Annotated in this window: 12 protein-coding genes; 5 read left to right on the forward strand and 7 right to left on the reverse strand. The window is 68.9% G+C overall.

The window, feature by feature from the left end:
- Positions 1-17 precede the first annotated feature (17 nt).
- From V3W46_RS03895 to V3W46_RS03910, 4 genes are read right to left on the reverse strand one after another with little or no spacing between them, the layout of a single operon-like run.
- A complete protein-coding gene (locus tag V3W46_RS03895; protein WP_331781781.1) occupies positions 18-1586 on the reverse strand; it encodes a dihydrolipoamide acetyltransferase family protein in 1569 nt (522 codons plus the stop codon).
- A gap of 39 nt (positions 1587-1625) precedes the next feature.
- Positions 1626-2612: an alpha-ketoacid dehydrogenase subunit beta gene (locus V3W46_RS03900; protein ID WP_331781782.1), complete on the reverse strand. Its 987-nt coding sequence runs from the start codon at positions 2610-2612 to the stop codon at positions 1626-1628.
- Complete coding sequence (locus tag V3W46_RS03905) at positions 2612-3733, reverse strand: thiamine pyrophosphate-dependent dehydrogenase E1 component subunit alpha (protein WP_331781783.1); 1122 nt, start codon at positions 3731-3733, stop codon at positions 2612-2614. The genes V3W46_RS03900 and V3W46_RS03905 overlap by 1 nt, the downstream gene beginning before the upstream one ends.
- 34 nt (positions 3734-3767) lie before the next feature.
- Positions 3768-4874 carry a histidinol-phosphate transaminase gene (locus V3W46_RS03910; RefSeq protein ID WP_331781784.1) on the reverse strand — a complete coding sequence of 369 codons (1107 nt, stop codon included), beginning with the start codon at positions 4872-4874 and terminating at the stop codon, positions 3768-3770.
- Positions 4875-5168: 294 nt separating this feature from the next.
- Here V3W46_RS03910 and V3W46_RS03915 point away from each other — a divergent pair, with 294 nt between their 5' ends.
- The 5 genes from V3W46_RS03915 to purB are packed head-to-tail and all read left to right on the forward strand — an operon-like array spanning position 5169 to position 11320.
- Positions 5169-7565: a glycosyltransferase gene (locus tag V3W46_RS03915; protein ID WP_331781785.1), complete on the forward strand. Its 2397-nt coding sequence runs from the start codon at positions 5169-5171 to the stop codon at positions 7563-7565.
- Positions 7562-8914, forward strand: coding sequence for a glycosyltransferase (locus tag V3W46_RS03920; protein WP_331781786.1), 1353 nt, complete (start codon positions 7562-7564; stop codon positions 8912-8914). The genes V3W46_RS03915 and V3W46_RS03920 overlap by 4 nt, the downstream gene beginning before the upstream one ends.
- A 7-nt stretch (positions 8915-8921) precedes the next feature.
- Positions 8922-9332, forward strand: a complete 411-nt coding sequence (locus V3W46_RS03925) for a phage holin family protein (RefSeq protein WP_331781787.1) — start codon at positions 8922-8924, stop codon at positions 9330-9332.
- A gap of 37 nt (positions 9333-9369) precedes the next feature.
- Positions 9370-9933 (forward strand): low molecular weight protein-tyrosine-phosphatase, encoded by a 564-nt coding sequence (locus V3W46_RS03930; RefSeq protein ID WP_331781788.1) that lies wholly within the window; start codon positions 9370-9372, stop codon positions 9931-9933.
- A gap of 4 nt (positions 9934-9937) precedes the next feature.
- Positions 9938-11320, forward strand: a complete 1383-nt coding sequence (gene purB, locus V3W46_RS03935; RefSeq protein ID WP_331781789.1) for an adenylosuccinate lyase — start codon at positions 9938-9940, stop codon at positions 11318-11320.
- A gap of 15 nt (positions 11321-11335) precedes the next feature.
- Here the strand turns inward: purB and V3W46_RS03940 are convergent, their stop codons facing one another.
- From V3W46_RS03940 to dnaB, 3 genes are all read right to left on the reverse strand, one after another.
- Positions 11336-11629 (reverse strand): hypothetical protein, encoded by a 294-nt coding sequence (locus V3W46_RS03940; RefSeq protein ID WP_331781790.1) that lies wholly within the window; start codon positions 11627-11629, stop codon positions 11336-11338.
- Complete coding sequence (locus V3W46_RS03945; RefSeq protein ID WP_331781791.1) at positions 11626-12306, reverse strand: hypothetical protein; 681 nt, start codon at positions 12304-12306, stop codon at positions 11626-11628. Before V3W46_RS03945 ends, V3W46_RS03940 begins: the two co-directional genes overlap by 4 nt.
- An 85-nt stretch (positions 12307-12391) precedes the next feature.
- A complete protein-coding gene (gene dnaB / locus V3W46_RS03950) occupies positions 12392-13768 on the reverse strand; it encodes a replicative DNA helicase (protein ID WP_331781792.1) in 1377 nt (458 codons plus the stop codon).
- Between the last annotated feature and the right edge of the window lie 33 nt (positions 13769-13801).

Genomic DNA, 13801 nt, shown 5'->3' on the forward strand with positions numbered 1-13801 from the left:
CAACAACACAGGCGGTGTCAGTCGAGCAGCAGCGCCGGTTCTTCGACGATCGCGGCCACATCGGCCAGGAAGCGGCTGGCGACGTCGCCGTCGACCACGCGGTGGTCGAAGCTCGCCCCCAGGGTGGTCACGAATCGCGGCCGCACCTCACCGTCGACGACCCACGGTCGCTGCTTGATGGTGCCGAGGGCGACAATGCCGACCTCACCGGGGTTCAGGATGGGCGTGCCGGTGTCCATGCCGAACACACCGATGTTCGTGATGGTGATCGTACCGTCGGCCATGTCGGCCGGGCTCGTGCGGCCCTCGCGCGCGGTGAGGGTGAGCGACTCGAGCGCCGACGCGAGTTCGAGCAGGGTCATCGCCTGCGCCTCCTTCACGTTCGGCACCAGCAGCCCTCGGGGTGTGGCAGCAGCCACGCCGAGGTTCACGTAGTTGCGCACGATGATCTCTTTGTCTGTCCACGCCGAGTTGACCATCGGGTTGCGGCGTACCGCCCAGATGATGGCCTTCGCGACGATGAGCAGGGGCGACACCCTGACCCCGGCGAAGTCGGCCGAACTCTTCAGCCGCTTCACGAACTCCATCGTGCGGGTGGCGTCGACGTCGACGAAGAGGCTCACGTGCGGCGCGGTGAACGCGCTCGCCACCATCGAACGGGCGATCTGCTTGCGCACGCCCTTCACGGGAATGCGTTCCTCACGCTCATCTGCCCACTGCGGGGTCTCGATGTTGTGGAAGACCTTGGCCTGCGACGCATGCCGAATGACGTCGTCTCGGGTGATGTCACCGATCGGCCCGGTGGGCGTGACCTCGGCGAGACTCACGTCGAGATCTTTGGCGAGCTTGCGAATCGGCGGTTTGGCGATGATCGGCAGACCGGTGATGGCCGGGGAGGAGGCCCCGATCGGCCGGGTCGCCACCGGAGCGCCGGCTGCCGTCGGTCGCCCGGCAGCGCCGGAGGCGGCACCCTTGCCACCCGTGCCAGCCGCGCCAGCCGCGCCACCCGCCGCGGCAGCACCGCCGGGGGCCCGCGCGGCCGGGATCGTGCCGCTGCCACCGGCCGCAGCGCCGTCTGTCGCCAGACCGCCGGGCGGCAGCAGGCGGGTGCGGCGACGGCTCGTGACGTGACCCTTGCTGCCGTAGCCGACCAGCACGGCGCCCGATGCAGCGTCGGGTTCGCGTGAGACGGTGGCCGCCACGTCGGCGACGGCACGGGCAACCTCTGCCAGAGCGGCAGGCGCCGGTGCCGCGGCCGGTGCGGCTCCGGGTTGGGCGACGGGCGCGACCGCCCCGACAAGGGCGCGGGCATCCGTACCGCCGTCATCGCCGAGGTCTTCACCGTCGTCGCCGAAGACGCGGATGATCGGCGTACCCACCTCGACGGTGGTGCCCTCACCGACCAGGATCTCGCGAACGACGCCCTCGTACGGCGACGGCAGCTCGACGAGCGACTTCGCCGTCTCGATCTCGACGATCACCTGGTTGATGGCGATGGTGTCACCGGCCGAGACGTGCCACGAGACGATCTCGGCCTCGGTCAGGCCCTCACCGACGTCGGGCAACAAGAAGAGCGATTCTTTCATGTCAGCTCACAGCTCCATTCGCGGGCAGAACGCGTCATGTCAGTACCTCAACGATCGGTCGATGGCTTCGAGCACCCGGTCGGCGTCGGGCAGGTAGAACGACTCGACCTTCGACGACGGGTAGGGGGTGTCGAAACCCGATACGCGCAGCACCGGCGCCTGCAGTGAGTAGAACGCCCGCTCGGCGATGGTCGCGGCGATCTCAGAGCCGACGCTGACGAAACCGGGCGCCTCCTGGCAGACGACCAGCCGACCGGTCTTCTCGACCGATGAGATGATCGGCCCGAAGTCGATGGGGCTGAGGGAGCGCAGGTCGAGCACCTCGACGCTGACGCCCTCGTCGGCCGCGACCTGCGCGGCCTGCAGCAGGGTGGCCACCATGGCGCCGTGCGCGATGAGTGTGACGTCGGTGCCCGTGCGCACCACTCGGGTGGTGTGCAGCGGAACAGCGCTCGACGCGAAGTCGACCGGGCCCTTCGGCCAGTAGCGGCTCTTCGGTTCAAAGAACATCACCGGGTCGTCTGAGGCGATCGCCTCCTGGATCATCCAGTACGCGTCGTTCGGCGTACTCGGGCTGACGACCCGCAGACCGGCCGTGTGGGCGAAGTACGCCTCGGGGCTCTCCTGGTGGTGCTCGACGGCACCGATGTGACCGCCGTAGGGCACCCGGATGACCACCGGCATGTGCAGGCTGCCCGAGGTGCGGTTGGTCAGCTTCGCCAGCTGGCTGGTGATCTGGTCGAACGCCGGGTAGATGAACCCGTCGAACTGGATCTCGCAGACCGGGCGGTAGCCGCGCATCGCGAGCCCGATCGCCGTGCCCACGATTCCCGACTCGGCCAGGGGGGTGTCGAACACCCGCTTGGTGCCGAACTCGGCCTGCAGCCCTTCGGTGATGCGGAACACCCCGCCCAGGGTGCCGATGTCTTCGCCCATGAGCACGACACGGTCATCCGCCGCCATCGCGGCACGGAGCCCCGCGGTCAGCGCCTTGGCGAGCGGCAGTTCTTCGACGGTCGCGGGCATCAGGCACCTTCTCGCAGTGACAGTTCGTACGCGTCGAGCCACGCGCGCTGCTCGGCCGTCACGGGGTGCGGCTCGGCGTACACGTTCTCGAAGATCGACGACAGGGGCGGCACCTGCAGCGCGAGCGTGCCGTGCCGCAGGTCGGCGGCGAAGTCGTTCGCCTCGACGGCGGCCTCGGCGAAGAACGCGTCGTCGGCGCCGCGCGATCGCAGAAAGGCCTCGAACCGCTTGATGGGGTCGCGAGCGACCCAGTAGGCCAGCTGCTCGGGCGTCTGGTAGCGGCTGGGATCGTCTGACGTGGTGTGCGCACCGATGCGGTAGGTGAGCGCCTCGATCATGGCAGGGCCCTGCCCTGAGCGGGCTTCGTCGAGATGCCTGCGCGTGGCGGCATAGCTCGCCAGCACGTCGTTGCCGTCGATCTGAACGCTCGGGATGCCGAACCCCTGTGCACGCAGATAGAGAGGTATACGCGACTGGGTGCTCACCGGCACCGAGATCGCCCAGTGGTTGTTCTGCAGAAAGAACACCTGCGGGGTCTGGTTCGACGCGGCGAAGACGAAGGCCTCGCTGACGTCGCCCTGGCTAGTCGAGCCGTCGCCGAAGAACGTCAGCACGGCCGTATCGGCTTCGACGTCTCCGGTGCCGACCAGGCCGTCGAGCCCGACACCCATGGCGTACCCGGTGGCGTGCAGGGTCTGCGACCCGATGACCAGGGTGTAGTTGCGGAAGTTGTTGTTCTTCGGGTCTGTCGCATCCCACCCGCCGAGGCTGGTGCCGCGCATCACCCGCACGATGTCGAGAATGTCGACGCCGCGCACGAGGGCGACGCCGTGCTCGCGGTAGGTGGGGAAGAGCACGTCTTGCGGGCGGGCCGCCCGGCCCGAGCCGATCTGCGCCGCCTCCTGGCCGTGGCTCGGCGGCCACAGCCCCATGTGGCCCTGGCGCTGCAGGTTGGTGCATTCTTCGTCGAAACGGCGGGTGATCGCCATGTCGCGGTAGAACTGGCGGTGGTCGTCGTCACCCAGCTCGTCGAGGTACGGCAGGTACTCCTCGGCTGCTTCGTTCGGCGCGAACTCCCCGTCAATGGAGAGAAACTGTACCGTCGGCGATTTCTCTGCCACTGGCTACCTCATACTTCTATCTTTGGGCCAGCTTCTAACGTATCGGCTCGGCAAGATTCATCTTTGAGAGGTTCTGAACAATCTCTTCGGTAGAAGTCAGGAGTTTATCGACTGATTCCGACTCGCCGATCGAGATTCTGATGCCGTCGGGGTGAAACGGCCGGGCCATGATGCCGTTTCTGATGAGAATGGCGGCGGCCTCATCGGTGTACTCACCGGTGGCCAGCCACACGAAGTTGCCCTGCGGCTCGGGCACCGCCCAGCCCTGCACCGTGAGGCCCTGCCAGATGGTCGAACGCAGGGCGGCGATGTGGGCGACCCGCTCGAGCAGCTCGTCTTCGACATCGAGCGAAGCGAGGGCCGCGAGCTGGGCGTGGTGAGTGACGGCAAGCGGGATGCTCGCGCTGCGGGCCGCGTCGATGACCCGAACCGGGCCCACGCCGTAGCCGATGCGCAGGCCCGCCAGGCCGTACGCCTTCGAGAACGTGCGCAGCACCACCAGGTTGGGGTGGCGCGCCAGCTCTTCGGTGCCTTTGACGGCGTCGGGATCGGTCGTGAACTCGGTGTACGCCTCGTCGAGGATGACGAGCAGGTCGCTCGGCACCTGCGCCATGAACTCGGCGAACTCGGCCTTCGTCACGATGGTGCTGGTGGGGTTGTTCGGGGTGCACACGATGATGAGGCGGGTGCGTTCGGTGATGGCCGCGGCCATTGCCGGCAGGTCGTGCCGGTGGTCGGGACGGTTCGGCACCTGCACGCTCGTCGCACCGCTCATCGGTGGCAGCAGAGGGTAGGCCTCGAAGGAGCGCCAGGAGTACAGCACCTCGTCGCCCGCGCCGGCGGAGGCGATGACGAGCTGGGCCAGCAGCGACACAGACCCGGCTCCGACGATGACCTGCTCGAGGTCGACGCCGTAGCGCTCGGCGATGCGCGCCGACAGTTCGGGGGCATGACCGTTCGGGTACCGGTGCAGCACCGTGGCGGCATCCTGAGCGGCGGCGAGCACGCCGGGCAGCGGCGGAAACGGGTTCTCGTTCGACGACAGCTTGAAACCGCCCTCGACCACCTTTCCCTGGCGGTAGGCCGGCAGGGCGAGAATCTCGGGTCGCAGCTTGATGGGGGGGTTGTCGCCGGCGGTCATCGGAACATCTTATTTCGTCAGACTGGCCGCACCTACAGGCTCGTGCAGACTCGCCAGGTGTCATCGGCAGGCCGGCGATGCAGCGTGCGCAGCACTGCGATAGGCATGGTGGCTGTGATGTCAAGGCATTGCCGCGGCACGACCCCAGGCAATTCACTGATCACGGGTCATCCCTGCCCCATCGCTTGCGCGCACCGCTCCGAACATCTCTGGCGGTCTCTTCACGCAGCCGGAGCGGCCGCACGACTCTGCTGACCGCCGCGGCGGCGGCAACCATCGACATAAGGCAGAACCATGAACGTTCACCCTCCCCAGTTGCTCGAGACCGTCGCAGAACTGCGCCGGCTGCCGTTTCTGCTCGATCTGGTTCGGGCCTCGGGCGACGTGGGCGAGGCCGTCGATCTCTTCGGCGACCAGTCGGTGGCGACGCTGCTGCAGCTGATCGACGACAGCGACGACACGGTCATCGCCATCGCGGCGATCCACGCGCTGGCGCGCATCTACGACGACGCCGCCGAGGATGCGCTCTCCGACCTGCTCTCTGACGCGCGGGCCTGGGTTCGCGAGCACGCTGCGTGGGCCTTCGCTGGGCGGCTGCCCCGGCTCGACGCGATCTCGCGCATCGTGGCCTCGGCGGCGGGCGGCGGATTCACCGGAGCCCTCGCACAGCAGACCCTGCAGAACTGGGCACAGTCGGCACCCGACCACGTTGCGCTCGCGCTCGAGGGCGCGCTGCTGGGCGGTGGGTCGGCGGCGGCGCGCGCACGGCTTGCTGAGACGCTCGGGCTGGTCGGAGGGCGTGTGGCCGGGCGGGCGCTCGTCGCACTCGCCCTCGACGAGGCCGAAGACGTCGACGTGCGCGTGGCGGCCGTCGCCGCTCTCGGCGACCGCTGCAGCGACAATCGGGCGCTTCGGGCCGTGTCGGCGCTGTCGCTGCGCGACGACACGGTCGGAGATGTGGCGAGGCTGGCCGCGTACGACATCGACCTCGCTCTGAACTCGCCGTACCCGGTTCGGTGGGGGCGACAGGCAGGGTCGACGGGTGGTGAGCGTCGTGCTGCGCCCGCTCCCGGCCGCCGAGGCCTCACCGTCGCCCAGCTCTTTCTGCACGCCGACATCGACCGAGGGCTGACCCGCGCCGGCGCCGGCGACAACGGGGGCATCGCGACGCTTCTGGTTCGACTCGGCGACTCGCTGGGGCGAGACCCGCAGATCGACCGGGTGATCACCATGTCTCGCGGGTCTGCGGCCGCGGCGCTGGCCGCCCTGCCCGACGGGTCGCCCGGCGGGTCGCCCGGCGGTTCGCCCGGCGGCGCAGATGAGGCCGCACACCTGCTCGTGCCCATCCCGCTGCTGGCCGAGCCCACCTCCTCGGCACGAGCCTGGCCCAGCCGGGTGGCCGCCGAGCGCGGAATCCGGCGAGCGCTGCTCGCACTGGGCCCGGTCGACGTTCTGCACCTGCGTATGGCCGACGTTGGCAGCCTGGCGGCGGCGACCGTGGCCGAACGGCTGGGCATCCCGGTCGTGTTCACGCTCGCGCCCGACCCGCACGCCGTCATCCACTCTCTCGACATGGCCGGAACCCTCACCCGCGGGTCGTTCGCAGCCGCCGACGAGCGCGAGCACTACTGGTTTCGCGCCCAGCTGGTTCAGCGCCTGTCTGAGCTCGCCGAGCACGTCGTGCTCTTTCCGCGCCCCGACCTCGCCGGCGACCTGCACGCACTGCTGGGCGTCGACATCACCGCCGACCCCGACCGATACAGCGAGGTCGCCGAAGGCATCGACCTCTCGGTCATCGAGGCCGCCCTCGCCGAGGCCGAGCTACGCTCACTCGCCGCCCCGGCACCGATGGCCGGCAGCGCGGCATTCGCCGCCCCGGCACCCGCAGCCACCATCGACCACGCGCCCGTGGCCCACGCCGCAGACGCGACGACCGCCCCGACCACGCCCGACGCCTTCGACCAGCTCGCCGCACTCGTACGCGCGCTGCCGGCGAACCGTCACGGGCTGCCACTGATCACGAGCGTCGGCCGGCTGCACCAGGTCAAGGGCATGGCGACGGTGGTCGAGGCCTGGGCCGCCGACACCGTTCTGCGCGCGACGAGCAACCTGCTCATCGTCGGGGGCGACCTCGCCGCCCCGTCGGCTGACGAACGCGACCAGCTCGAACGCATCGAGAGGGTTCTCGCCGAGCAACCGGATGCCCGTGCCGGCCTGATTCTCTCGGGAAACCGCCCCAACGACGTGGCCGCACGCTGGCTCGCCGCCACCCGGTTCGGACTACCGGGTCTCGTCGCGCCCCGGGGCACCTACGTGTGCGGCAGCATCAAGGAGGAGTTCGGAATCGCCCTGCTCGAGGCACTTGCCACAGGTCTCGTCGTGGTGGCACCCGACGGCGGCGGCCCCGCGACGTACGTCGACGAGGGCCGCACCGGTTTTCTGGTCGACACACGGCGCCCCGAAGCCATACGCTCTGCACTACGCCACGCCCGTTCGCTCGCACGAATCAACCCTCTGCTCGAGCATGCCGCCGAGCAGCACCGCATCGACTCCGCCCAGACGCTGGTGCGCGAGCGATTCACGATCGACGCGATGGCCGAAACGCTCCGCCAGATCTATGCCGACATCGCGGCACGTCACGGCGGCACCCCCGATGCCCGCCCCAGCCTCACCCCGGAGAACGCCCAGTGACCCTGCTCGTGATCACCCCCGACTACGCGTCGCACCTGCTGCCCCTCGCCACACTCGCCACGGCCTGGAGCGACGCGGGCGAGCACGTGGTCGTCGCCACCGGCCCCGCCACGGCCGCCATCGTCGAATCGTTCGGGTTCGCACGGGTGAACCTCCAATTGGGTCGTGGGTCGAATCCGGGCGTCATCCGCGCCGAAGAGCAGCCCCGCGGCGAAGACGAGACGCTGCGCGGCTTCTTCGATGCCACCCGAGGCGGAATGATCGAGACACTACGATTCCAGGCGTCGGCGCGCTCGGGCGACCTGCTGTTCAATCCTGTGGAGAACGCGCGGGAGGTGCAGCGTGTGGTGGAGCAGGTGGCACCCGACCAGATTCTGGTCGACCACCTGGCCTTCGGCGCGCGGCTGGGCCTCGACGCCGCCGGAATCTCGTACGGAGACGTCGTGGTCGGGCATCCGTCTGCCCTGCCGGTGGGCGATGAGGTCTACGGCCAGCCGACCACCTGGCCGTCGGCCATCGACCCCGAGCCCGCCGAGCTGGCGGCCCTGCGCCTGCTGAACGAAGAGGTGCGCGACCGGTTCACCGCCGAATGGAACGCCGCCCTGGCCGAGCTGAACCCCGAGGCACCGCCCTCACGCGACGCCTTCGCCGAACACGGCGACCTCGTGCTCTACAACTACCCCGAGGCCCTGCACCCGCCCGAACGAACGACTCTGCTCGCGCCGCACGTCTTTCTGGGCTCGGCCGTGCGCTCAGAACCAGCCGACGACGAGATCGACGCGTGGCTCGATGCGAGCGACCAGCCGATCGTCTACGTGAGCTTCGGCAGTTTTCTCTCGGTGCGCACCGATGTGCTGCTGCGGGTGGCGGATGCCCTGCGACCGTTGCCCGTGCGCGTGGCGATCGCGACCGGCTCCTCCGACCCTGCAGCCTTCGCAGGCCTGCCCGAGAACTGGCTCGTGCGCGACTTTCTGCCCCAGGTGACGCTGCTCGACCGTGCCGCACTCTGTGTGACGCACGGCGGCAACAACAGCGTGACCGAGGCTGCGACGGCCGGCGTGCCGATGCTCGTGCTGCCGTTCTCGACCGACCAGTTCGTGGCCGCCCGCGCGATCGAGGTCTGCGGGGTGGGCGAGGCGCTCGACCCGAACACCGCGACGGTCGACGATCTGCGCGCGGCGGTCGAGACCATCCAGAACGGGCTCGCGCCCGCCGTCGCCGCCGCGCTCGGCTTCACCCTGCGCGCCATCCCCGGCCGGTTCCGCGCGCGATCGTTCCTGACCACGGGGGCAGACGGGCGACCGCTGCCCGGGGCGCGAGCTACCCACATGGGTCACCACCTGCCATAGTTGTGGCATGGCCCGATTTCTCGTCTCCCTCGTCACCAACGCGATCGCCCTCTGGCTGACCACGCTGATCGTCACCGGGGTGGTGCTGAAGCCCTACGCCGACAACGACTTCGCCATCGTGGTGTCGTTTCTGTTCGTGGCGCTGATCTTCGGCATCGTGAACGGCATCATCGGCACGGCCATCCGTATCGTCGCGTTTCCGCTCTACATTCTGACCCTCGGGCTCATCGCGCTGATCGTGAACGCGGTTCTGCTGCTGCTGGCGAGCTGGGTGACCAGCTGGTTCGGCTTCGGCCTCGAGGTCGACGGGTTCTGGACCGCGGTGCTGGGCGCCCTCGTGCTGGCCATTCTGAGCGCCATCATCGGCGCCATCCTCAAGGCGATCTTCCGCGTCGGGCGCAGCAGCAGCCGCCGCTGAGAGCCCGCCCGGGCGCCGCGTAGGCGAAGATAGAGTCATGCCCGACGACCGCCCCGCGCCGACCGACGGCCTCTTTCGCATCAGCATGGTGTGCACCGGCAACATCTGCCGGTCGCCCATGGCCGAGGTCGTGATGCGCGACCTCGTGAAACGGGGCGGGCTCGACGACCGCATCGCCGTCACCTCGGCGGGCACGGGCGACTGGCACGTCGGCGAGCAGGCCGATCCACGCACCCTCGACTCGCTCGCCCGGCGCGGCTACGACGGCCACGCCCACCGCGCCCGCCAGTTCGACCCGCAGTGGTTCGACGATCTCGACCTGGTCGTGGTGCTCGACCGCAGCCACGAGCGCGTGCTGCGCGATTGGGCGAAGACCGACGCCGACCGCTCGAAGATCAGGCTGCTGTCGAGCTTCGACCCCGACTCGGGCGGCGTCGCCGACGTGCCCGACCCGTACTATTCCGATTCGGCGATGTTCGACCGCGTGCTGGCCACGATCGAGTCGAGCTGCCGCGCCCTGTTCGGCCAGCTCGAGCCCGCGTTGCGGCACCGGCCCGGTACGGGCATCCAGAACCCCGCCCCCACCACCCCCGGAGCCTGAGACCATGTCACTTCCCCCCCAGCCGCTCAGCCCGCTCGACGGGCGCTACCGCCCCGCCGTCAGCGCACTCGGCGAGTACCTGTCTGAGGCCGGCCTGAACCGTGCACGGGTGCAGGTCGAGGTCGAATGGCTGGTCTACCTCACCGACCACGAGTTCGCCGGGGCGGCACGCCTCACCCCCGAGCAGATCGCCGGGCTGCGCGGCCTGGTCACCACGTTCGGGCAGCCCGAGATCGACGAGCTCGCCGCCCTCGAGGCGACCACGCGCCACGACGTGAAGGCGGTCGAGTACCTCGTGCGCAACCGCCTCGAGCGGCTCGGCCTCGGCCGGGTCGCCGAGCTGACCCACTTCGCGGCCACCAGCGAAGACATCAACAACCTCTCGTACGCGCTGACCATTCGCGAGGCCGTCACGGCGGTGTGGATGCCCGCCCTTCGCCTCGTGATCGACGAGCTGCGCCGGCAGGCCGTGCTCTACCGCGACGAGCCGATGCTGGCCCGCACCCACGGACAGCCCGCGACGCCCACCACCATGGGCAAAGAACTCGCGGTGTTCGTGTACCGGCTCGAGCGCATCGTGAAGCAGATCTCGAACACCGAGTACCTCGCGAAGTTCTCGGGCGCCACCGGCACCTTCGCCGCGCACCTCGCCGCAGACCCGACCCTCGACTGGCCGCGCATCTCGTCGGAGTTCGTGACGTCGCTCGGCCTCACCTGGAACCCGCTCACCACCCAGATCGAGTCGCACGACTGGCAGGCCGAGCTCTACGCGCAGATCGCTCACGCCAACCGCGTGCTGCACAACCTCTGCACCGACATCTGGACGTACATCTCGCTTGGCTACTTCACCCAGATTCCGGTCGCCGGCGCCACGGGGTCGTCGACCATGCCGCACAAGATCAACCCGATCAGGTTCGAGAACGCCGAGGCGAACCTCGAGCTCTCGAGCGCGCTGCTCGACTCGCTCGCCCAGACGCTCGTCACCTCACGGCTGCAGCGTGACCTCACCGACTCGAGCACACAGCGCAACATCGGCGTCGCGCTCGGCCACTCGCTGCTGGCACTCGACAACATCCGCGGCGGCCTCGGCCAGATCTCGCTGAACGCCGGCCTGCTCGCCGCCGACCTCGACGACAACTGGGAGGTGCTGGGCGAGGCGATCCAGACCGTCGTGCGCGCCGAGATCACCGCGGGCCGCAGCTCGATCACCGACCCCTACGCCCTCCTCAAAGAGCTCACCCGGGGCAAGAAGATCGGCCAGGCCGAGCTCATCGCCTTCGTCTCGGCCCTCGACATCGGCGACGCCGCCAAGGCCCAGCTCATCGCCCTCACGCCCGCGACCTACACCGGGCTGGCCAGCGCCCTCGTCGACCACCTCGGCGCGTAGCCGGCACCGACCGGGTCAGTGGCCAGGTCCGAGGTAGGGCCGCGGGGTGCCGGGCTCGCCGTCGGGAGCGTCGGGGTCGCCCGCGAGCTCCTCCTGCTCGGCCGCGTTCGGCTTGAAGGTGAGGGTGAACATGGCGATGACGACCAGCGAGACGATGAACGCGATGCCGAAGAACACCGCGGCGAGCAGTGGCTGGCGGGTCGAGAGCAGCACGGTGAGGCCGACGAAGAGCGCCAGTACGACCGAGATCACGATGAGCTCGACCGGCTTCAGAATCTCTTTGCGGGTGGGGGGCACGGGTTCGGTCACGATGTCGTCTCTTGGCTCAGCGAGGTGGATGCCGCCGGGCTCGCGCCCCAGCGCAGGGAGAGGCCGCCGATGACGAGGTAGATGCCGACGATCACCGCGTACCCTCCGAAGAGCCCGACGGCGGTGACGACGTCGAGCGGAATGATCAGAAATACCAGGGCCAGCAGCGCCGTGAACGCACCGACGGCGATCCAGTCTTTGGCGGCCAGGCGGTCGACGGCGACCCGGTCTGCGCCGCGGCGGCCGGCGTCTTGCCGGCCCGCGTCAGCCCGCAAGGCGGCGCCCGCGGCCACGGATGCCCGTGCCGACCGCGAACGCAGCCCGCAGTAGAGCTCGAGAATGCCCGTCAGGGCCGCGAAGAGCGTGACGATGTACAGGAAGAACGGGGTGCCGCCCGAATTGAACACGAGCGCGACCACGCCGAACACGAACCCGATCACGCCCTGGGCGATGAACAGCCGCCGCGTGGCCGGCACCTCGACGTACCGGGCCGACAGGGCGGCGACGAACACCGACGCGACCACCGCGTACGCACCGAAGACGAACAGCCCCACCTGCGACGAGTGGTTCTCGGTGAAGGTCAGGTATGCGGCGACGACGAACGCCGGGATCGCCCGGGCGATCGGTGCGCCCCAATAGGGCGAACGGCCCTCGAGGGGGCCCTGTTCGACGCTCACCTGAAGCGGCCTCTTTTCGTTCGTGCTGACCATCCATTGTATGGCGCGCGGCCTGAGAGCTTTCCCGGCCCAGCAACGACGCGACTCAGGCGTGCGGCATGTCGGCGAACCGCGAGAAGTGACCGTGGAACCCGACGGTGACGGTGGCGGTCGGCCCGTTGCGGTGTTTGGCGACGATGAGGTCTGCCTCGCCCGCCCGCGGGTTGTCTTTCTCGTACGCGCTCTCGCGATGCAGCAGGATGACCATGTCGGCGTCTTGCTCGAGCGACCCCGACTCACGCAGGTCTGACAGAGCGGGCTTCTTGTCGGCCCGCTGCTCGGGCCCACGGTTGAGCTGCGAGAGCGCGATGACCGGAACCTGCAGCTCTTTCGCCATGAGTTTCAGGGCACGCGAGAACTCGCTGACCTCCTGCTGGCGCGATTCGACGCGCTTGCCCGAGGTCATGAGCTGCAGGTAGTCGATGACCACCATCTTGAGCCCGACGCGCTGCTTCAGCCGACGGCACTTGGCCCTGATCTCGACGAGCGTCATGTTCGGGCTGTCGTCGATGTACAGCGGCGCATCGTTGATGCGCCCGCGCGTCGCGGCGATCGTCGTCCAGTCGCGGTTCTCGACCGTTCCCTTGCGCATGTTCTGCAGTGGCACCGACGACTCGGCAGAGAGCAGGCGCATCGCGATCTCGCTGCGCCCCATCTCGAGCGAGAAGAAGATCGCCGGCATGTCGTGTTTGATGGCAGCGGCCCTGGCGAAGTCGAGCGCGAGCGTCGACTTGCCGAGCGCCGGCCGGGCGGCGACGATGATGAGCTGGCCGGGATGCAGGCCGTTGGTCAGCATGTCGAGCTCGGCGAAACCGGTCGGCACACCGGTCATCTGGCCCTCGCGGCCCTTCGCAGCCTCGATCTCGTCGATTGCGGCGCTCACGGCGGTGGTGAGCGGAACGTAGTCTTCGGTCTCGGTGTTGCCGTTGACGGCGTAGATCTCGGCCTGTGCGTTGTTGACGAGATCCATCACCTCGCCCTCGCTGGCGTACCCCATCTGCACGATGCGCGTGCCGGCCTCGACGAGCCGGCGCAGAATCGCCTTCTCCGAGACGATGGAGGCGTAGTAGCCGGCGTTCGCGGCCGTCGGCACCAGACTGGTCAGCGTGTGCAGGTATTCGGCGCCACCGGCCCGTGAGAGCTCGCCGCTCTTGGTCAGCTCGTCGGTGACGGCGATGACGTCGGTGGGCTCGCCGTGCGAGTACAGGTTGAGAATCGCGTCGAAGACGAGTTCGTGCTTCGGAATGTAGAAGTCGGCGCCCCGAACCACCTCGACGACATCGGCGACCGCGTCTTTGCTGAGCAGCATTCCGCCGATGGCACTCTGCTCGGCGAGCAGGTCGTGCGGCGGGGTGCGTTCGTGGCCACGTGTCTCACTGCCAGACCGCTGGTCGCTGGTCAGACCGAGATGAGCAATTGACACCCGTACTCCTTTTGGTTACTGCAACACCTACCG

Source organism: Subtercola sp. YIM 133946 (genome assembly GCF_036553535.1).
Lineage (GTDB): Bacteria > Actinomycetota > Actinomycetes > Actinomycetales > Microbacteriaceae > Subtercola.